This window comes from Streptomyces mauvecolor, from assembly GCF_039532965.1.
Taxonomy (GTDB): domain Bacteria; phylum Actinomycetota; class Actinomycetes; order Streptomycetales; family Streptomycetaceae; genus Streptomyces; species Streptomyces violascens.
Genome location: NZ_BAAASQ010000007.1, coordinates 56,287 through 75,562, shown reverse-complemented (window position 1 = coordinate 75,562; position 19,276 = coordinate 56,287). Strand labels below are relative to the sequence as shown.

The 19,276-nt window shown below is 72.8% G+C and carries 17 protein-coding genes and 1 riboswitch; of the genes, 4 read left to right on the top strand and 13 right to left on the bottom strand.

Annotation, left to right across the window (positions count from 1 at the left end; translation table 11 throughout):
* The 4 genes from ABD346_RS07170 to ABD346_RS07155 form a co-directional block, all read right to left on the bottom strand.
* Complete coding sequence (locus tag ABD346_RS07170; RefSeq protein WP_189961302.1) at positions 1-405, bottom strand: ectoine synthase; 405 nt, start codon at positions 403-405, stop codon at positions 1-3.
* Between the two features lie 82 nt (positions 406-487).
* A complete protein-coding gene (ectB, locus tag ABD346_RS07165) occupies positions 488-1,756 on the bottom strand; it encodes a diaminobutyrate--2-oxoglutarate transaminase (RefSeq protein ID WP_344373074.1) in 1,269 nt (422 codons plus the stop codon).
* Positions 1,753-2,274, bottom strand: coding sequence for a diaminobutyrate acetyltransferase (gene ectA / locus ABD346_RS07160; RefSeq protein WP_344373071.1), 522 nt, complete (start codon positions 2,272-2,274; stop codon positions 1,753-1,755). The genes ectB and ectA overlap by 4 nt, the downstream gene beginning before the upstream one ends.
* Positions 2,275-2,599: 325 nt before the next feature.
* The gene (locus tag ABD346_RS07155; protein ID WP_344373068.1) at positions 2,600-3,697 is read right to left on the bottom strand and encodes a pyridoxal-phosphate-dependent aminotransferase family protein; all 1,098 of its coding nucleotides are present in this window, start codon (positions 3,695-3,697) and stop codon (positions 2,600-2,602) included.
* 78 nt (positions 3,698-3,775) lie between these two features.
* Between ABD346_RS07155 and ABD346_RS07150 the strand changes: the two genes are divergently transcribed.
* A complete protein-coding gene (locus ABD346_RS07150; RefSeq protein WP_344373065.1) occupies positions 3,776-4,861 on the top strand; it encodes an amidohydrolase family protein in 1,086 nt (361 codons plus the stop codon).
* Between the two features lie 519 nt (positions 4,862-5,380).
* Positions 5,381-6,373, top strand: coding sequence for an SCO1860 family LAETG-anchored protein (locus ABD346_RS07145; RefSeq protein ID WP_381227044.1), 993 nt, complete (start codon positions 5,381-5,383; stop codon positions 6,371-6,373).
* 303 nt (positions 6,374-6,676) lie between these two features.
* Here ABD346_RS07145 and cobC read toward each other — a convergent pair whose 3' ends face one another.
* Entirely contained in the window at positions 6,677-8,215 is a 1,539-nt protein-coding gene (cobC, locus tag ABD346_RS07140; RefSeq protein WP_344373062.1) for an Rv2231c family histidinol phosphate aminotransferase CobC, read from the bottom strand.
* An 87-nt stretch (positions 8,216-8,302) separates the two neighbouring features.
* Here cobC and ABD346_RS07135 point away from each other — a divergent pair, with 87 nt between their 5' ends.
* Positions 8,303-9,025: a ZIP family metal transporter gene (locus tag ABD346_RS07135; protein WP_344373059.1), complete on the top strand. Its 723-nt coding sequence runs from the start codon at positions 8,303-8,305 to the stop codon at positions 9,023-9,025.
* 5 nt (positions 9,026-9,030) lie between these two features.
* On the opposite strand, the gene ABD346_RS07130 is transcribed toward ABD346_RS07135, so the two are convergent.
* From ABD346_RS07130 to ABD346_RS07095, 8 genes are all read right to left on the bottom strand, one after another.
* Positions 9,031-10,563 (bottom strand): cobyrinic acid a,c-diamide synthase CobB, encoded by a 1,533-nt coding sequence (locus ABD346_RS07130; RefSeq protein WP_344373056.1) that lies wholly within the window; start codon positions 10,561-10,563, stop codon positions 9,031-9,033.
* A complete protein-coding gene (cobO, locus tag ABD346_RS07125; protein WP_344373054.1) occupies positions 10,557-11,165 on the bottom strand; it encodes a cob(I)yrinic acid a,c-diamide adenosyltransferase in 609 nt (202 codons plus the stop codon). The genes ABD346_RS07130 and cobO overlap by 7 nt, the downstream gene beginning before the upstream one ends.
* Positions 11,165-13,189, bottom strand: coding sequence for a putative cobaltochelatase (locus ABD346_RS07120; protein WP_344373051.1), 2,025 nt, complete (start codon positions 13,187-13,189; stop codon positions 11,165-11,167). The genes cobO and ABD346_RS07120 overlap by 1 nt, the downstream gene beginning before the upstream one ends.
* Positions 13,190-13,241: 52 nt before the next feature.
* The gene (locus tag ABD346_RS07115) at positions 13,242-14,786 is read right to left on the bottom strand and encodes a cobyric acid synthase (protein ID WP_344373048.1); all 1,545 of its coding nucleotides are present in this window, start codon (positions 14,784-14,786) and stop codon (positions 13,242-13,244) included.
* Positions 14,768-15,724: a cobalamin biosynthesis protein gene (locus tag ABD346_RS07110; protein ID WP_344373045.1), complete on the bottom strand. Its 957-nt coding sequence runs from the start codon at positions 15,722-15,724 to the stop codon at positions 14,768-14,770. The genes ABD346_RS07115 and ABD346_RS07110 overlap by 19 nt, the downstream gene beginning before the upstream one ends.
* Positions 15,725-15,822: 98 nt before the next feature.
* Positions 15,823-15,961, bottom strand: a riboswitch (cobalamin riboswitch).
* Between the two features lie 101 nt (positions 15,962-16,062).
* A complete protein-coding gene (locus tag ABD346_RS07105) occupies positions 16,063-16,284 on the bottom strand; it encodes a hypothetical protein (RefSeq protein WP_189961316.1) in 222 nt (73 codons plus the stop codon).
* A gap of 31 nt (positions 16,285-16,315) precedes the next feature.
* Positions 16,316-17,584: an inorganic phosphate transporter gene (locus ABD346_RS07100; RefSeq protein ID WP_344373041.1), complete on the bottom strand. Its 1,269-nt coding sequence runs from the start codon at positions 17,582-17,584 to the stop codon at positions 16,316-16,318.
* Positions 17,585-17,715: 131 nt separating this feature from the next.
* Positions 17,716-18,495, bottom strand: a complete 780-nt coding sequence (locus tag ABD346_RS07095; RefSeq protein ID WP_344373038.1) for a lysozyme — start codon at positions 18,493-18,495, stop codon at positions 17,716-17,718.
* A 111-nt stretch (positions 18,496-18,606) separates the two neighbouring features.
* Between ABD346_RS07095 and ABD346_RS07090 the strand changes: the two genes are divergently transcribed.
* On the top strand, positions 18,607-19,266 hold the full coding sequence (locus tag ABD346_RS07090) for a class II aldolase/adducin family protein (protein ID WP_344373035.1): 660 nt from the start codon (positions 18,607-18,609) through the stop codon (positions 19,264-19,266).
* The last annotated feature ends 10 nt before the right edge of the window (positions 19,267-19,276 follow it).

Sequence of the window (19,276 nt, the reverse complement as noted above, 5' to 3'; positions counted from 1 at the left end):
TCAGCCCTCCTCGGGTTCGGTCAGCAGGGGGTAGACGCCGTTCTCGTCGTGGTCCTCCCGTCCGGTGACGGGCGGGTTGAAGACGCAGACGCAGCGGAAGTCGGTCTTGGGGCGCAGGGTGTGGCGCTCGTGGCCGTCGAGGAGATACATCGTGCCCGGCGCGATCCAGTGGGTCTCGCCGGTCTCCTCGTTGGTGAGCTCGGCCTCGCCCTCGGTGCACAGCACGGCCTCGATGTGGTTGGCGTACCACATGGAGGTCTCGGTGCCCGCGTACAGGACGGTCTCGTGCAGGGAGAAGCCGACCTTCTCCTTCGCGAGCACGATCCGCTTGCTCTCCCAGGTGCCGGAGGCGGCCTTCACATGGCGGTCGGTGTTCTCGATGTCCTTGAACGAGCGGACTAGCACGGTGAGTCGGTGCCTTTCTGTGTGTGCGGTGTGCGCAGGCTGTGCGCCCGGGCCGGGTACGTCAGTTGGGGCGCAGGGGGGATCAGACGGTCGCGGCGACCGCGCGGGCCAGCGTCCGCAGGCCCTCGTCGAGTTCCTCGGGCGTGATGGTCAGCGGCGGAAGCAGCTTGACCACCTCGCTCTGCGGCCCCGAGGTCTCCAGGAGCAGCCCGAGTTCGAAGGCGCGGGCGCAGACCTCGGAGGCGCGGGCCGGGTCGGCGAACTCCAGGCCCCAGACCAGGCCACGGCCCCGGTAGCTCGCGCCGAGCCGGCCGTGCTCGGTGCACAGCGCGAGCAGCGCCTGCTCGACCTGCTCGCCGCGGGCCAGGGTGTGCTTCTCCATCTGGCCGTCGGCCCAGTACGCGTCCAGCGCGGCGGTCGCGGTGACGAACGCCGGGTTGTTGCCGCGGAAGGTGCCGTTGTGCTCGCCGGGCTCCCACACGTCGAGCTCGCCCTTGAACAGGCAGAGCGACAGGGGGAGTCCGTAGCCGCTGATCGACTTGGAGACGGTGACGATGTCCGGCACGATGCCCGCCTCCTCGAAGGAGAAGAACGCGCCGGTGCGGCCGCAGCCCATCTGGATGTCGTCGACGATGAGCAGCATGTCGCGCCGTCGGCACAGGTCGGCGAGCGCACGCAGCCACTCGGGCCGGGCCACGTTGATGCCGCCCTCGCCCTGCACGGTCTCCACGATCACCGCGGCCGGCTTGTTGAGGCCGGAGCCCTGGTCCTCCAGGAGCCGCTCGAACCACAGGAAGTCGGGCACGCGGCCGTCGAGGTAGTTGTCGAACGGCATCGGCGTGCCGTGCACCAGCGGGATGCCGGCCCCGGCCCGCTTGAAGGCGTTGCCGGTCACCGCGAGCGAGCCGAGCGACATGCCGTGGAAGGCGTTGGTGAAGGAGACGATCGACTCGCGGCCCTTCACCTTGCGGGCCAGCTTCAGCGCGGCCTCGACCGCGTTGGTGCCGGTCGGGCCGGGAAACATGACCTTGTACGGCAGGTCGCGCGGGCGCAGGATCACGTTCTGGAAGGTCTCCAGGAACGCCCGTTTCGCGGTCGTCGCCATGTCCAGGCCGTGCGTGATGCCGTCCCGTTCGATGTAGTCGATCAACGCCCGTTTCAGTACGGGGTTGTTGTGGCCGTAGTTGAGTGAGCCGGCCCCGGCGAAGAAGTCCAGGTAGCTGTGGCCGTCCTCGTCGGTGAGGCGGGCACCCTGCGCGCGGTCGAACACGGCGGGCCAGCCGCGGCAGTAGCTGCGTACTTCCGATTCGAGCGACTCGAAGACACTGAGGGCGGGCGGGGTGATGGTCACAGCGATTCTCCCTGGGGGTGGAGGGGGCCGATGCGGTAGAGGACTTCGGGCTGGTGCCCGTCGTCGGGGAACAGGCCCGCATCGAAGAGCAGTTCACGGTCGAGGGCGGCGCCGCGCCGCTTGGCGTACGCGGTGAAGAGCCGGTCGGAGGGGATGTTGTCCGGCGACACCGTCGTCTCGACGCCGGTGATCCCGTGCGAGGCGGTGACCTTCGCGGTCAGCGCTTCGAGCAGCAGTCCCGCGAGCCCGTGGCCCCGGTGGGTGTGGTCGACGGCGACCTGCCAGACGACCAGGGTGCTGGGGCGCTCGGGCCGTACGTAGCCGGTGATGAACGCGATCGGCTCGCCGGCCTCGTCCCGGGCGACGGCGGAGGTCCCGGCGAAGTCGCGGCACCAGAGCAGATAGCTGTACGAGGAGTTGAGGTCGAGTACCTCGGAGTCACGGGCGATGCGCCAGATCGCGGCTCCGTCCTCCACTCGTGGGCTTTCGATACGGACTGCTGTTTGCGCGGCGGTCATGCCGAGGGAATTTACCGACCGGAAATTGAAATCGCATTCCCGTGAGGGGGTGTGCCAGAAGGCCGTTCGTGTTATCACGCGAGCATGCGCGCGAACCGTTTTGTCCGGGAATTACCGGACAAAACGGCAGGGTTGTGGAGTCGATCACACCCCTGTGACGGCCCTGGAACCTTGTTGAAACCTTTGCGTTTGAGGTCGGGAAGTCGGGGCAGAAGAAAACGGGAAGCTGCGGTGGATATGCAGCTTCCCGTTTTGTGGAACGTTTTGCGGAATTCAGTTGTGCTTTACGTCCCGGAGGAACGCGGAAGAAGTGCCCCCAGGTTTGTCACCAGGTTTCGGAAACGGCCTTGCGGGCAGCTTCCAGGTCCACCGCGATTCCGTACTCGCCGAGCGCCGCACCCAGCGCCGCGAGCGAGGACTGCACGACGCCGCGGGTGGCGTCCACGCCGTAGTGGTTGACCCGGATCATCGTCGAGGCCAGCGCGCCGCCGCCGGCGATCAGCGGCAGCGAGGGGTCGGAGGCGAGCGCCTTGGCGACCAGCTCCGAGGCGTCGACTCCCTCCGGCGCACGCAGAGTTGTGGCCACCGGGGCGGCGTCCGAGGCCTCGTGGACGTACGGGGCGAGCCCACCGCCCAGCGCCACGGCGCCCGCCCGGGTCGCGGCGGCGGCCGAGGCGTGCCGGGCCGTCACGGCGTCCAGGCCCTCGGACTCGATGCGCTCGACGCATGCCTCAAGAGCCAGCATCTCCAGCTGCGCGGGCGCGTGCAGCAGGGCCTTGCGGCCGCCGTCGATCCAGCGCTGCTTCCAGTCCAGGAGAGAGAGGTAGGAGCGGCGCGGCGCGTTCGGGTTGGCAGCGATGCGCTCCCAGGCGCGGGCGCTGACCGAGACCGCCGAGACGCCGGCCGGGCCGCCCATCGCCTTCTGCGCGCCGATCACACACAGGTCGACGCCCCAGGCGTCGGGGAGCAGCGGCTCGGCGGCCACCGAGGCCACCGCGTCCAGCATGAACAGGGCACCGTGCCGGCGCACGACCTCGCCGATCTCCGCGACCGGGTTCGTATTGCCGGTCGCCGCCTCCGCATGAACGAGCGAAACGAAATCGATCTCCGGGTGTTCGGTGAGCGAGCGATCGATCTGCTCTGCGGTGACCGCCGCGTGGAACGGCACCTCCAGATCGATCACCTCGGCTCCGCAGTCGCGCAGCCAGTTGCCGAAGGTCTGCCCGTACGGACCGGTCACCACGTTCAGCGCGGTGGAGCCGGGGTGCGCGGCACCGCGGATGCAGCCCTCCAGGGGGAGCAGCGCCTCGCCCTGCATGATCACCACGTCCTGCCCGGTGTCGAGCAGGGCGGCCACGCGGCGCTCGATCGCCGCGAAGTGGTCGGCGGTGAGCGGGGCCAGGTCCAGGAGCGGGTGTGTCACGGCGGTGCCTTCTTCGGTCAAGTCGGGGTGTTCGAGCCTCTGGAGGGAGACTACCCAGCGCCTCGTACAGTGCTGACCATGAGCGATCGCACGGTGCTGCATGTGAAGGGGCGCGTCCTCGCGGGACCCGAGGACGTACGGGACGAGCTGTGGGCGGTCGACGGGCGGATCACCTACGAGCGGCCACCGGGCGAGGCCCTCACCGTGACCGGCTGGGCGCTGCCGGGCCTGGTCGACGCGCACTGCCATGTGGGGCTGGACAAGCACGGCCCCGTACCGGACGAGGTCAGCGAGAAGCAGGCCCTCACCGACCGCGACGCCGGAACGCTGCTGATCCGTGACGCGGGCTCGCCCTCCGACACCCGCTGGGTCGACGACCGCGAGGACCTGCCGAAGATCATCAGGGCGGGCCGGCACATCGCCCGCACCCGCCGCTACATCCGCAACTACGCCCATGAGATCGAGCCCGGCGACCTCGTCGCCTACGTCGCCCAGGAGGCGCGGCGCGGCGACGGCTGGGTCAAGCTCGTCGGCGACTGGATCGACCGCGACGAGGGCGACCTGACCGCGTGCTGGCCGCGCGGCGAGGTCGAGGCCGCGATCGCCGAGGCCCACCGGCTCGGCGCCCGGGTCACCGCGCACTGCTTCGCCGAGGACTCGCTCCGGGACCTGGTCGAGGCGGGCATCGACTGCATCGAGCACGCCACAGGACTGACCGAGGACACCATCCCGCTGTTCGCCGAGCGCGGCGTCGCGATCGTGCCCACGCTGGTCAACATCGCCACGTTCCCGCACATGGCCGACGGCGGCGAGGCCAAGTTCCCCGACTGGGCCGCCCACATGCGCCGGTTGTACGAGCGCCGCTACGACACGGTGCGCTCGGCCTACGACGCCGGGATCCCCGTCTTCGTCGGCACGGACGCGGGCGGCTCGCTCGCCCACGGCCTGGTCGCCGCCGAGGTCGCCGAGCTCGTGAAGGCGGGCATCCCGCCGGTCGACGCGCTCTCCGCGACGGCCTGGGGGGCCAGGACCTGGCTCGGCCGCCCCGCCCTCGAAGAGGGTGCACCGGCGGACCTGGTGATCTACGACCAGGATCCGCGCGCGGACGTCCGGGTGCTTGCCGCGCCGAGCCGGATCGTGCTCAACGGACGCGTTGTGGGCTGACGGGGATCAACTCGACGTCCGCTGACGGGAGTTCGCGGGTGCGCCGCCGGGCTGCCAGCTCGGGCAGCAGGCTGAGGATGCCGAGCGCGGCGAGCCCCACGCCGAGCCACAGCGGCGCCCGCAGTCCGAAGCGGCTGACGCCTGCCCCGCCCGGGCGCTCGGCCGCTACGTCGACATGATGACGGCGACCCGGCTTACGTTGCCCGGTTGACCGGACGTTACGCGGAGCGCGGTTGGGTCGTTGAAGGTCTTCATGTGTACGCCGGTGTGGTGGGGCGGCGTACGGGGTGGGAGCCGGTGTCGGGGGTGACGGAAGGGGGGTGTTGTGCCGGAGGAATCGAATATGGGAACGGAAACCACCCTTTGGGGTGAACTCGCGCCAGGTGACCGCCAGTTCACTCTCCGTGCGTAAAGATTCGGTGTCCCAAGTCGCCGGCGCGCCCCTCGATTCGCAGGAGTCCCACGAGTCCCCGTGGCGGGCGCCCGGACTGCCATGTCTCCTGTGGGGGTTCCACCGTTTTGAACAGCAACAACTTCGGCCTGCCCTGCTGCCTGCCCGTGAACGGCCCGGCCGCACCTCGTCCGGTCGGCCGCCGCTCCGCCGCGATCGCGGCCTGCGTGGCGCTCGCCGCCGGGCCACTGCTGCTCGCCGCGCCCGCGCGGGCGACCGGCGTCGAGGGCGACGGAGGCGGCCGGGCGAGCGCCGTCGTGCTGCGCACCGGGCTCGACGTCTCCCTGCTCAACAAGGCCGTCGACGTGCCGCTGAAGGCCACGCTCAACGAGGTGCAGGCGCCGGCCGGTGCGGAGAAGACCGCGCTGACCGTGAAGCTGGACGGGGTCGGCGGCGGGCAGCCCGTCGATGTCCTGAAGGCGGACGTGGCCACGGCCAGGGCGAGCGTCGACGCGAAGAAGGCGGAGGGCTCGTCGCGGCTGGTCAACGCCCGGCTGCACGTGCCCGGGCTTCCGCTGCTCTCCCTCGTCGAGGTGCGGGAGGTGACCTCCAGCGCGGTCTGCGAGGCGGGCCGCACGCCGGTCGCCAAGTCGAATGTGCTGGGTGCGGTGACCGTGCTCGGCAGGAAGGTCACGCTGTCGGCGGGCGGGACCACGCGGGTGCAGGTGCCGGGGGTCGGCGAGGTGGGCCTCGACCTGTCGAAGGCCACGACCACCTCGCGGACCGCGGCGGCCGTCGCCCTTGCGCTGAAGGTCACGGTCAACCCGCTCCATCTGAACGTCGCCGTGGTCAAGGGCGAGGTCACCCTTGCGGAGGCGACCTGTCAGTCGCCGAAGGTGCCCGCGAAGCCGGCCCCGGCCTCGGCGGCCGACCCGGAGGCGGGTCCTGTCTCCACGGCGGTGAAGACGCAGGGCGTCGCATCGGATACGAAATTGGCGGAGACCGGGGGGAGTTCTGCCACGCCGTACCTCGCGGGAGGGGCGGGGGCGCTGCTCGTGGGGGGCGCGGGGGCGCTGGTGCTGACCCGGATGCGCGCGCGGGCGCGGGGCGGGCGGGGCTGATCCTGCCGGGCCCGGGGTGCCGCCCGCCCGCGGGGCCGCACCCCGGGCCCCCTTCGGCCTGCGGGCCGTGGGTGGCTGGTCGCGCAGTTCCCCGCGCCCCTGGCTGGGTCGCCCCTGGCCGGGTTGGGCATCTGCAGCCTGTCCGGCGTTTGAGGACGAGCGCCCTTCAGGCGCGAACGGGGTCCGGGGCAGAGCCGCAGGAAACCGGCCTCGCCCCTACCCCAACCCCCGGCGGGTTTCGGGGAGGGGCGGGGCGGGGCGCTCCCGGGGTCTGGGGCAGAGCCCCGGGGCAGGCCCCCCGGCTCAGCGGGTCGTCAGGGTCAGGGCCTGGTCCAGGGCCTGGAGGAAGCGGTTCGTGGTGGCGCGGTCCCGGACCGCCAGGCGGAGCCACTCGGGGCCGAGTCCCGGGAACGTGTCGCCCCGCCGCGCCGCGAAGCCGAGCCCCCGCAGCCGCGCCCTGACCTCCGCCGCGCCCCCGATCCGTACCAGCACGAAGGGACCCTCCGCCGGCTCCACCACCGTCACCTCCTCGAACTCCGCAAGCCCGGCCAGCAGATGCGCCCGGTCCGAGGCGCCCCGCACCGCCGCCGCCTCGGCCTCCGCCAGCGCCCGGGGTTCCATGCAGGCGCTCGCCGCGACCAGCGCCGGGGTCGACACCGGCCACAGCGGCTGGGCCCGCTGGAGAGCGGAGATCGTCTCCGGGTCGGCCAGCACGTAACCGATCCGCAGCCCCGCCAGGCCCCACGTCTTGGTCAGGCTGCGCAGTACGACCAGGCCGGGCAGGTCGGTGCGGCCCGCCAGGGCCTCGCGCTCGCCCGGCACCGCGTCCAGGAACGCCTCGTCCACCACCAACGTCCGCCCGGGCCGGGCGAGTTGGGCCAGTGTGCCGGCCGGGTGCAGTACGGACGTGGGGTTGGTCGGGTTGCCGACCACCACCAGGTCTGCCTCCTCGGGGACGGCCGCGGGGTCGAGCCGGAAGCCGTCCTCGGCCCGCAGCAGCACCCGCCGCACCTCGTGCCCCGCATCACGCAGCGCCGCCTCCGGCTCGGTGAACTGCGGGTGCACCACCACCGGATGACGGAACGTCAGGGCGCGGGCGAGGAGCACGAACGCTTCCGCGGCACCCGCGGTAAGGAGCACCCGCTCCACCGCAAGCCCGTGCCGCGCCGCCACCGCCGCGCGTGCGGAGCGCCCGTCCGGATAGGCGGCGAGCCCGGTCAGGGAGTCGGCGATGCGCTCCCGCAGCCAGGGCGGGGGAGTGCCGGTGCGGACATTGACGGCGAGGTCGGTCAGCTCGTCGCCGTCGTCGCGGACCTCGGCGTCACCGTGGTGACGCAGATCGTGCTGTGCCTCGGTGGCGGGCAGGGACATGGCTTCACTCCTGGTGGGGGGTCCGTCGCGTCGGTCGGCGAACGGCCGGAGGTGGGGTCGACGTACGATCGCACACGTCGCCATGGCGGCACGGCCCGCGGGGCTCGACTTCCGCTTGGGGACGAGCAGTTCACCGCCCCCGGCCAGGGCGGCGGCCTCCGCCACGGACCCGGTCCCGACGGCCGCGCATACGTCGTCCGAGCCGTGCGGCACCGGGACGGTCGCGAGCTCGTCGGCGGCGTACGCGACGAGCGGCACCCCGAGTTTCCGCGCCGCCCCGACGATGCCCGGCTCCCTCGACTTGGCGTCCACGGTGGCCAGTTCGGCGACGGCGAGCGGATCGAGGCCCGCGTCCGACAGGGCGGCCCCGATCAGGCCGAGCACCTCGTCGACGGACACGCCCTTCGAGGCGCCGACGCCCACGACGAGCGGCGCCCCGGCGCGCTGGCGGATGCGGGCGTCGTCGGCCATGGCGGGATCCTCTCAGGCCGCTCTGGGGCGGCGGCGGAACCGGATGTGGACGTGCGGAGTACCGGCCCCGTCGGTTAGCAAGGGCGCATGGCGGTATTCGTCGCGCTCGGCGCGTTCCTGATGACCCTGGTCGGCGGCTGGACTGCCCAGCGGGTCACCGACCGGCGCCACCTGGTGCTCGGGCTCGCGGGCGGACTCATGCTCGGCGTGGTCGGGCTCGACCTGCTTCCCGAAGCCCTGGACGCGGCCGGCGACGACATCTTCGGGGTGCCCCGCGCGCTGCTCCTGTTCGTCGGCGGCTTCCTCTTCGCGCACGTCGTCGAGCGGGTCCTGGCGGTGCGCCAGGCCGCCCACGGGGCGGGGGAGCACCGGGCGCCGCAGGTCGGCGTCACCGTCGCCTCCGCGATGGTCGGGCACAGCCTGATGGACGGTATCGCCATCGGCGCGGCCTTCCAGGTGGGCGCCGGCATGGGCGTGGCCGTGGCGCTCGCCGTCATCACCCACGACTTCGCCGACGGCTTCAACACGTACACGATCACCAGTCTGTACGGGAACGAGAAGCGCAAGGCGGTGGCGATGCTGTTCGCCGACGCGCTCGCCCCGATGGTGGGAGCCGCCTCGACCCTGCTGTTCACCCTTCCGGAGCAGCTGCTCGGCAGCTATCTGGGGTTCTTCGGCGGCGTGCTCCTGTACCTGGCCGCCGCCGAGATCCTCCCCGAGGCCCACCACGAGCACCCGGCCCTGTCGACGCTGCTGTGCACCGTCGCGGGCGTGGGGTTCATCTGGCTGGTGGTGGGCATCGCCGGCTGAGTACGTCATCTCGCGCAGCCCTCGGCGAACCGGCGGGCGACCTCCGGCCGGGCCGCCCAGTGCGTATGCAGATAGCTGGCGTGCACGCCCTGCTGTACGAAGCCCTCGACGCGGCGCTCCGGGTGCACGACGCCCCACGCGGGGTCGGTGCCCGCGCCCGGCTCGATCACCGTGCGGTGGAACTCGTGGCCGCGCAGCCTCGTCCCGGCGACGGCCAGGCTGTTGTCCCGCACCGCGACCGCCTCCCGGTACCCGAGGGTGAGCCGCCCCGACATCCGCGCGTCGGCGTCCAGCACCCCGCACATGGGCTGCCCGTCAAGGGACCGCGCGAGGTAGAGCAGCCCCGCGCACTCGGCGGCCACGGGCGCCCCCGACCGCGCGAGCTCGGCGACGGCCTTGCGGAGCGGTTCGTTGGCCGACAGCTCGGCGGCGTACATCTCGGGAAACCCGCCGCCTATCACCAACCCGCTTGTGCCGAGCGGGAGTTGCTCGTCCCGGAGCGGGTCGAAGGTGACGACCTCCGCGCCGGCGGCGGTGAGCAGTTCGGTGTGCTCGGCGTAGGAAAAGGTGAACGCGGACCCCCCGGCGACGGCGACGAGGGGCCGCCGCGCGGAGCCTCTTCCCCACCCCGCCCCTTCCGGAACCGGGGACTCTGTCCCCGGCCCCCCGCTCCTCAAACGCCGGAGGGGCTGGATAGTGCCCTGTCGGGGGTTCGGGGGCGTCAGCCCCCGGACAACCTCGTCCCCACCCACCGCCGGAGGCCGCGCGGCGGAGCCGCCCATGTCGCAGCGGGAAGATGCGGGGTGGGGGAGTTCGAACCCCGGCTCCCATGCCTCCGCACCCAGCGGCGGAGCCGACCGGGCCAGAGCCAGGAGGGCAGGCAGATCGCACCCCGCCCGCACCTGCTCCCCCATGGCCGCCACCGCGTCCACCGCATCGGCCCGCCGCTCGGCGACCGGCACCAGACCCAGGTGCCGGGACGGGGTGTCGACCTGGGGGGCGCGGCGCAGGGCGCCGAGGACCGGCACCCCCACGTCCTCCATCGCCTCGCGCAGCAGCGCCTCGTGCCGGTCCGAGCCGACCTTGTTGAGGATCACCCCGCCTATCCGCACCTCGGGATCCCACGACGCGAAGCCGTGGACGAGCGCGGCCACCGACCGGGACTGCGAGGACGCGTCCACGACGAGCACCACCGGGGCGCGCAGCAGCTTGGACACCTGGGCGGTGGAGGCGAGTTCGCCGAGCCCGCTCGCCCCGTCGTACAGGCCCATCACGCCCTCGACCACGGCGAGGTCGCAGCCGCGCGCCCCGTGCGCGAACAGCGGGGCGATCAGCTCGGGCCCGCACATGTACGCGTCGAGGTTGCGGCCGGGCCGCCCGGTCGCGAGCGAGTGGTACCCGGGGTCGATGTAGTCGGGCCCCACCTTGTGCGGGGACACGGCGAGCCCGGACCGCGCGAACGCCGCCATCAGGCCCGTCGCGACCGTGGTCTTGCCGCTGCCCGACGCCGGGGCCGCGATGACGAGACGTGCTACCACTCGATGCCCCGCTGGCCCTTCTGCCCCGCGTCCATCGGGTGCTTGACCTTGGACATGTCCGTCACGAGATCCGCGTAGTCCAGCAGCGCCTGCGGCGCGTTGCGGCCGGTGATGACCACGTGCTGGGTGCCCGGACGGTCGCGCAGTACCGAGACGACCTCGTCGACGTCGACCCAGCCCCAGTGCAGCAGGTAGGCGAACTCGTCGAGGACGTAGAACTTGTACGTCTCGGCGGCCAGGTCCCGCTTGACCTGCTCCCAGCCCTCGCGGGCCTTCTCCTCGTGCGTCGGCTCGCCCTCGGCGGTCTCGCGCTGGATCCACGACCAGCCCTCGCCCATCTTGTGCCAGTCGACGGGGCCGCCCTCGCCGGACGCCCCGAGCACCTTCAGCGCGTTCTCCTCGCCGACCTTCCACTTCGCCGACTTCACGAACTGGAACACCCCGACCGGCCAGCCCTGGTTCCAGGCGCGCAGCGCCATCCCGAACGCGGCCGTCGACTTCCCCTTGCCGATGCCCGTGTGCACCATGACCAGCGGCCGGTTACGACGCTGACGGGTCGTCAGACCGTCCTCGGGTACGACACTGACCTGTCCCTGCGGCATTAAGCGGCCCTCCTCGAAGTTCCAGTTGCGTCCTTGACCAGGCCGGCGATCGAGTCGGCGCGCAGCTCGTCCAAGGTGACGGCGGTGCCGCCGAGTTCGCGCGCCAGCTCCCCGGCGAGCCCGAGCCGCACCATCCCCGACTCGCAGTCCACGACCACCGACGCGGTGCCCCCGGCGGCGTGCAGCCGGGCCGCGCGGGCGCCGAGCGCCACCGGCTCGGGGCCGCCCGTGGCCCGGCCGTCGGTGACGACCACGAGCAGCGGCCGCCGCGACGGGTCGCGCAGCCGCTCCACGCGCAGCACGTCATGGGCCTTGAGCAGCCCCGCCGCGAGCGGGGTGCGCCCGCCGGTGGGCAGCGTTTCGAGCCGGGCGGCGGCCGCGTCCACCGACGAGGTGGGCGGCAGCGCGAGCTCGGCCTCCTTGCCGCGGAAGGTGATCAGGCCGACCTTGTCGCGGCGCTGGTAGGCGTCGAGGAGCAGTGACAGCACCGCGCCCTTGACCGCGCTCATCCGCTGCCGGGCCGCCATCGACCCGGACGCGTCCACCACGAACAGCACGAGGTTGCCCTCGCGGCCCTCGCGGGTGGCCTGGCGCAGATCGTCCCGGCGCACGACGAGGCCCCGACCGGACCGGCCGCGCGCCCGCTGATGCGGAGCCGCCGCCTGCACGGTCGCCGTCAAGTGCAGCTTGGTGAGCGCCCCTTGGGGCCGCCGCGACCCGGTCGTGCGGCCGTGGTCGGTACGGGCCCGCGAGCGCCGGCCCGCCGCGCCCTCGCCGAGCCCGGGCACGCTCAGCATCTTCGTACGGAACGGCTCGGCGGCCTTCACCGCGGCCCGCTCGCCCGGGCCGCTCGGCGCGGGGGCGGCGGGCGGCTCCACAGTGTCGGAGGATTCGGACGACTCGGGGGATCCGGCGGGGCTCTCCGGGGAGTCGCCCTGCGGCGGCACCCCGCCTCCGCCGCCACCGCCCGGGCCGTCGGGGCCCGGGTCCGGATCGTCGTCGCCCTCGTTCTCGTCCTGGAACTGCTCAAGCGTCTCGTCGAGCTTGTCCTGGTCGAGGCCCGGCGCGTCGAACGGGTTGCGCCGGCGCCGGTGCGGAAGGGCGAGCAGCGCGGCCTGGCGGACGTCCTCGCTCGTCACCTCGGTGCGCCCCGCCCACGCGGCGAGCGCGGTGGCGGTGCGCGCCATCACGATGTCGGCGCGCATGCCGTCCACCTCGAACGCGGCGCAGGTGGCGGCGATCTGGAGCAGCACCGCATCCCCGAGCACGACAGACGGAAGGAGCTCGCGCGCCGCCACGATCCGCTCGCGCAGCGCGCCCTCCTCCTCGGCCCAGCGCGCGGCGAAACCGGCCGGGTCGTCGTCGTACGCCAGGCGGCGCCGCACGACCTCGACGCGCTGCTCGGGCTCCCGCGAGGCCGCGACCTCGACGGTCAGGCCGAACCGGTCGAGCAACTGCGGCCGCAGCTCGCCCTCTTCGGGGTTCATCGTGCCGACGAGCAGGAACCGTGCGGCGTGCCGCACGGAGACGCCCTCGCGCTCGACATAGGAGGACCCCATGGCGGCGGCGTCGAGGAGCAGGTCGATGAGGTGGTCGTGCAGGAGGTTGACCTCGTCGACGTACAGGATGCCGCGGTGGGCGTCCGCGAGCAGGCCCGGCTCGAAGGCCTTCACGCCCTCGCCGAGCGCCCGCTCGATGTCGAGGGCGCCCACCAGACGGTCCTCGGACGCACCCACCGGGAGCTCGACCATCCGCGCCGCACGGGCGGTGCCGGGCCCGCTCTCGTGCGGCCCGTCCGGGCACTGCGCGTCGGGCGCGGCCGGGTCGCAGCTGAAGCGGCAGCCCGCCACGACCGCCACCTCGGGCAGCAGATCGGCGAGGGCGCGTACGGCGGTGCTCTTCGCGGTGCCCTTCTCGCCCCGCACCAGCACGCCGCCCACGGCCGGGCTCACCGCGTTCAGGAGCAGCGCGAGGCGCAGGTCGTCCATGCCGACGACGGCGGTGAACGGATACCGGGTGCTCATGTGCCGATCTCTCCTTCGAGTAGTGCTGTACGCCGCGGGCTCGCGGGGGTGTTCACGGCGCCCCCGGCGGGATGAAGGGCAGCCCGGCGGGCGGGCCCTGCTCGATCAGCCTCAACAGGGCGTCGGTGTCCGCGTGTTCTTCGATCAGGTCGCCGAGCCGGTCGAGCTGTTCCTCGCGCAGCGCGCCGAACGAGGTGTCGGGCGCGGGCACGAACCGGCGGCCCGCGGCCCGGGCGACCTGTTCGAGGAACCGGCGCCGGAATCCGTCGCTCTCCAGGGAGCCGTGCCAGTGAGTGCCCCAGACCGCGCCCACCCGGCATCCGTCCAAGAAGGGCTCCCCGCCCAGCACCTGGGCCACGCCGTGGTGGATCTCGTACCCCTCGACGGGCTCCCCGAGGGCCTCGCCGACGGGCCGGGCCAGGGTCTTGCCGGCGGCGAACCGCACCCGTACGGGCAGCAGTCCGAGCCCCGCCACCGAGCCCGCCTTCGACTCGACCTCGTCCTCGATGTGCTCGCCGAGCAGCTGGAACCCGCCGCAGATGCCGAGCACCGGGCGGCCCTCGGCGGCCCTGCGCGCCAGCTCCGCAGCCAAGCCGCGCTCGCGCAGCCACTCCAGGGCGCGGACCGTGCCGCGCGTGCCCGGCACCACCACGAGGTCGGCGTCGGTGAGCTCCTCGGGCCGGTCGACGAACCGCACGACCACGCCGGGCTCGGCCGCGAGCGCGTCCACATCGGTGAAGTTGGACATCAGCGGGACGGCACAGACTGCGACCCGCAGCACGTCCTCGCCGACCGGCGGCGCCACCACGGACTCCCGCACGGCCCCGCGCAGGGACACCCTGAGGCCGTCCTCCTCGTCGATGCCGAGGCCGTGGGCGTAGGGCAGGATCCCGTAGGTGTGCCGCCCGGTGAGGCCGCGCAGCATCTCGATGCCGGGCTCCAGGAGCGTCACATCGCCCCGGAACTTGTTGACGATGTATCCGGCGACCAGCGCCTGGTCCTCGGGGCCGAGCAGTGCCGTCGTCCCGAAGAACGAGGCGAACACGCCGCCCCGGTCGATGTCGCCGACCACGACGACGGGCAGCCGCGCGGCCCGCGCGATGCCCATGTTGACGATGTCGGTACGCCGCAGATTGATCTCGGCCGGGCTGCCCGCCCCCTCGCAGATCACGGCGTCATATGTGCCCCGAAGCTCCTCCAGGCACTCCAGAACGGTGCCGAGCAGCGCCTGTTGCCGCCCTCCGCGCAGAGCCTTCCCGGGGGACGCCCCCCCGGACCCCCCGAAGAAGCCGCGGGCACTCATCTCGCCCACCGGCTTGCCCATCAGGACGACCTGGCTGGAGCGGTCGCTCCCCGGCTTGAGCAGCACCGGGTTCATGAGCGCGTTCGGCTCCACGCGCGCCGCCTGCGCCTGCATCGCCTGCGCCCGGCCGATCTCCGCGCCCTCGCGCGTGACGAACGAGTTCAGCGACATGTTCTGCCCCTTGAAGGGCGCGACCTTGACGCCCTGGCGCACCAGCCAGCGGCAGATCCCGGCCGTGACGACGCTCTTTCCCGCGTCCGAGGTCGTGCCCGCGATCAGCAGCCCGCCACCCATGTACGTCCCTTCCTCACAGCGGCCCTCGTCGCGACGGAGGCGGCCAGCGTCAGCCAGCCCACCCTGCGCGAGAGCCGTACCGCCCGTTCGATGTCCGCGACCTCGACGGTCCGCCCCGAGCCATTGAGGACCGGCCGGTGCTCGACGCGCCCGGCATAGGAGAGCGTGCCCCCGAGCCGTACACCCAGCGCCCCCGCGAACGCGGCCTCGACCGGGCCCGCGTTGGGGCTCGGGTGCCGGCCGGCATCGGCGCGCCAGGCCCGTACCGCGCCCCTGGTGTCCGGGCCCGCCAGCGCCGCGAGGACCGCGGTGAGGCGGGCGCCCGGCCAGCCCGCCACGTCGTCCAGGCGCGCCGAGGCCCAGCCGTACCTGCGGTATCTGGCCGACTTGTGCCCGACCATCGCGTCCAGCGTGTTGACCGCCCGGAAGCCCACCAGGCCCGGCACGCCCGCGAGCGCGCCCCACACCAGGGCGCCGACGACCGCGTCCGAGGTGTTCTCGGCGACCGACTCGACGACGGCCCGCGCGATGCCGTCCGCGTCCAGGGACTGCGGGTCGCGCCCGCACAGGTGCGGCAGGCGTTCCCGGGCCACCTCGACGTCGCCCGCGGCCAGCGCGCCGCCGATGGCCCGCGCCTCACGGCCGAGCGACGTGCCGCCCACCACCGTCCAGGTGGCGGCGGCGGTCAGCGCGACGGATGCGGCGGGACGGCCCCGTACGGCACGGGAAAGGAGGACGGCAGCGCCCGCGGCGCCGCCCGCGCACACCAGGGTGTGCAGTGCGCCCCGGCCGCGGTGGTCGCGCCACAGGACGCGTTCGACGGCGCCGGCGGCGCGTCCGAACGCGGCGACCGGATGGCCGCGGCGCGGATCGCCGAGCAGGAGGTCGCCGAGGAGTCCGGCCGTGGCGCCGTAGGCGAAGGTGCGATCGGCCCGCATCCGCTCAGCCCGTCAGGGCGTCGCGGGAAGGGCCGGAATGTCTCGACGGGCAGGCGCGCATGGCGGTATGTCCTCACTCAGGGTGTCCGCGCCCTGGTTCGACGTGACCGGCGGTGAGAGTTCCTGGCTCGCGGGGATCACTCCCCGGTGACAGTGGCGGGACCGCGCCGGATTCGCACCGGCTTCCTCTTCTGCCGCCGTAGCTGGCCGGTGCAGTCCACCACGCTGCGAGAACACCCGTCAACTTGCCGTTGACCTGCGGCGCGAGAGAGTGCGCGGCGCCACACGGAACCGCCCTCCGGCGCGGGCCGGAGGGCGGTTCGGGTGATGTCCGTGGGTCAGGCGACGATCAGATAGATCCCGTACGCGACGGCCGCCGCGCAGGCCGCGAAGCAGACGTACGCGCCGGTGCGGGCCAGCGCCACATTGCCGGTGCCGGATGCCGCGGCCTCGTGCTTGGTGAGGCCGACGATGCCGAGGGTGAACAGGCCCACCAGGCCGACGGTCACCACGAGGCTGACGCCGAAGACGGAGCCGAGAGCTGCCCAGTCGATGTGCATGAGGATTCCTTAGCTGTGCCGGAGAACCGGGTCAGACCGTCGCCGGGGTGGGCGGGTCGGCAGGGGCCGCCGGGGCCGGGGCCTGGATCGTGGCCTTGAGGTCGATGGCCGCGGCGGCCGCCGCGGTCGGCGGCGGGGTGACCGCGGCGATCGCGGTGGTGACGACACCGGCGGGCTCGGCCGCGGAGGCCTCGCCGGTCTCGTCGGCGGTGACGTTGTGGTGGTCGACCGGCTGGCGGCGCGACAGCTTCCAGATGGTGCCCGAACCGGCGACCAGGAGGATCGCGACGGCGACGATGCCCCAGGTGCCCTGCTTGGTGAGGAACTCCGCACCCGCGCCCACGAGTCCGGCGGCCGGCAGCGTGAGAATCCAGGCGACGGCCATCCGGGAGGCGGTGGACCAGCGGACCACGCCGCCCTTGCGGCCGATGCCCGCGCCCATGACGGAGCCCGAGCAGACCTGGGTGGTGGAGAGCGAGAAGCCGATGTGCGAGGAGGCCAGGATGACGGTGGCGGCGCCGGTCTGGGCGGCGAAGCCCTGCGGCGGGCGCAGCTCGGTCAGGCCCTTGCCCATGGTGCGGATGATGCGCCAGCCGCCGAGGTAGGTGCCCATCGCGATGGCCAGACCGGCCGAGACGATGACCCACAGCGGGGGGTTCGCGCCCGGGTGCAGCACACCGCCGGTGACCAGGGCGAGGGTGATGATGCCCATCGTCTTCTGGGCGTCGTTGGTGCCGTGGGCGAGCGAGACGAGGCCGGCCGAGGCGATCTGGCCCGCGCGGTAGCCCTTGGCGGTGGCCTTCTCGTCGGTGTTCCGGTTGAGCCGGTACGTCAGCCGGGTGGCCAGCATCGCGGCGATGCCCGCGACGATCGGCGCGGCGACGGCGGGGAGCAGCACCTTGGTGACCACGGTCGAGCCGTTGACCGAGGACCATCCTGCCGACATGACCGCTGCGCCGATCAGGCCGCCGAACAGGGCGTGGGAGGAGCTGGAGGGCAGACCGAGCAGCCAGGTCAGCAGGTTCCAGAGGATGGCACCGACCAGGGCCGCGAAGATGACCTCGGTTCTGATGCCTTTTTCGTCGATGATCCCGCCGGAGATCGTCTTGGCGACCTCCACCGACAGGAACGCGCCGACCAGGTTGAGCACGGCGGACATCGCGACCGCCGTCTTGGGCTTCAGGGCGCCGGTCGAGATGGTGGTGGCCATCGCGTTGGCGGTGTCATGGAAACCGTTCGTGAAATCGAACACGAGAGCTGTCACGACCACAATCGCGAGCAGCAGCGTGATGTGTTCCATTTACCCAGGCAATCGTTCGACGTCAGTGGCTGGACGAACGTAAGTAACCTGAGTGAACGGAAGATGAACTGGGGCGGGCGTGTCGGTGTTCGTGGCCACTTCTGGCCCCCCGGCCGGCCCCCGGAGGCCGTTCAGCGGCCCGCCGCGAACCGCTTCAACTGCCCAAAAGACCCATTGAAGAGATTCTGGTCACCCGGCAGGCTCCCGCTCCCGTTCTGGAACTGCCAGAACGTCCAGTACGACCAGCCCGCCGGCAGCGCGCCCGGCGTGTCGGCGTACCGGGCCAGCCACAGGGCGTGGTGCGCGGCGAAGGCCCGGCTGCGCCCGGTGCAGGCGTTCCACCAGCCCGCGGTCGTGTAGATCACCGGGCGGCGGCCGGTGAGCAGCTGCACCTCGTCGCTGAAGTCCGTGATCCAGGAGGTCATCGCGGCCGGACTCAGCCCGTAGCACTTGCCGCCGCTGCCGTCCTTGGCGTTCTTGCCGTACGGGTTGTGCTCCAGGTCGACCGCGGGCGGCAGCGTCCAGCCGTCGTCCGACCAGTCGCCGCCGTTGCGCACGAAGAAGTCGGCCTGCTCCCGGCCGGACGCCTGGTCGGGCACCGCGAAGTGGTAGGCCCCGCGCACCAGACCCGCCTGCCGCGCGCCGTCGTACTGCTGCCCGAAGTAGGGATTGCGGTACGTCGTCGACTCGGTCGCCTTCACATAGACGAACGAGGCGCCCAGGCCCTTCGCCGAGCCCCAGTCGACGTTCTTCTGGTGCGAGGAGACGTCGTGGCCGAGCGGCTTGTCCGCGGCGGAGGCGGCGGGCAGTGCCGCGAGCGCCCCACAGCCCAGCGCCAGCGCGGCCAGGAACCCCGTGAGCGCGCCGCGCACCCGGGCCCGGCGCGGAAGAGGATTGCGGTCGCGAGCCATGGTGCCCCCCGAGAATTCCGATGATGTACGGAACAAAGCACCCAGAGGCTAGTTGAAGATCACCACCGAACTCCCGTATCCCGGCCGCTCGGCCCTGGCAGGATCGGCCGCATGAGCGACGACGAGGCGGCGACCGCCGCGGCATGGGCCGAACTGATCGACACCGCGCGCCGGACCGCCGCGGAAGGGCTGGTCGTCGGCACCTCGGGCAATGTGTCGGTACGCGTCGGCGAGCTGGTCCTGGTCACCCCGACCGGCGTCCCCTACGACCGGCTCGGCCCCGCCGACACCGTCGCCGTCGACCTCGAAGGCCGCCAGGTGATGGGCGCGCTCCGACCCACCAGCGAGATCCCGATGCACCTCGCGGTGTACCGGAACACCGACGCGCGGGCCGTCGTCCACACCCACGCCGTGCACGCCACGGCCGTGTCCACCCTGGTCACCGAGCTGCCCCTGGTCCACTACATGGCGGCCGCGCTCGGCGGCCCGGTCCGGGTCGCCCCGTACGCCCTGTACGGCAGCGAGGAGTTGGCCGAGAACATGCTGCGCGCCCTGGAGAGCCGCACCGGATGTCTCCTGCAGAACCACGGAACCGTCACTTACGGAACCGGCCTCGCCCAGGCCTACGACCGCACCGCCCAACTGGAGTGGATGTGCCGGCTCTGGCTCACCGCCTCGGCGCTGCCCGGCCGCACCCCGTCCCTGCTCAGCCCCGCCCAGCTCGACGAGGTCGCCGAACGGCTGCGCGGCTACGGGCAGCCCCAGCAGTAGGGCCGCCGCC

Bases quoted from the DNA above. Each gene is read 5' to 3' on its own strand.
- ABD346_RS07100 (WP_344373041.1), bottom strand. From the start codon at position 17,584: ATGGAACACATCACGCTGCTGCTCGCGATTGTGGTCGTGACAGCTCTC.
- ABD346_RS07135 (WP_344373059.1), top strand. From the start codon at position 8,303: ATGGCGGTATTCGTCGCGCTCGGCGCGTTCCTGATGACCCTGGTCGGC.
- ABD346_RS07095 (WP_344373038.1), bottom strand. From the start codon at position 18,495: ATGGCTCGCGACCGCAATCCTCTTCCGCGCCGGGCCCGGGTGCGCGGC.
- ABD346_RS07115 (WP_344373048.1), bottom strand. From the start codon at position 14,786: ATGGGTGGCGGGCTGCTGATCGCGGGCACGACCTCGGACGCGGGAAAG.
- ABD346_RS07110 (WP_344373045.1), bottom strand. From the start codon at position 15,724: ATGCGGGCCGATCGCACCTTCGCCTACGGCGCCACGGCCGGACTCCTC.
- cobO (WP_344373054.1), bottom strand. From the start codon at position 11,165: ATGCCGCAGGGACAGGTCAGTGTCGTACCCGAGGACGGTCTGACGACC.
- ABD346_RS07090 (WP_344373035.1), top strand. From the start codon at position 18,607: ATGAGCGACGACGAGGCGGCGACCGCCGCGGCATGGGCCGAACTGATC.
- ABD346_RS07150 (WP_344373065.1), top strand. From the start codon at position 3,776: ATGAGCGATCGCACGGTGCTGCATGTGAAGGGGCGCGTCCTCGCGGGA.
- ABD346_RS07120 (WP_344373051.1), bottom strand. From the start codon at position 13,189: ATGAGCACCCGGTATCCGTTCACCGCCGTCGTCGGCATGGACGACCTG.
- ABD346_RS07105 (WP_189961316.1), bottom strand. From the start codon at position 16,284: ATGCACATCGACTGGGCAGCTCTCGGCTCCGTCTTCGGCGTCAGCCTC.
- ectA (WP_344373071.1), bottom strand. From the start codon at position 2,274: ATGACCGCCGCGCAAACAGCAGTCCGTATCGAAAGCCCACGAGTGGAG.
- cobC (WP_344373062.1), bottom strand. From the start codon at position 8,215: ATGGCCGACGACGCCCGCATCCGCCAGCGCGCCGGGGCGCCGCTCGTC.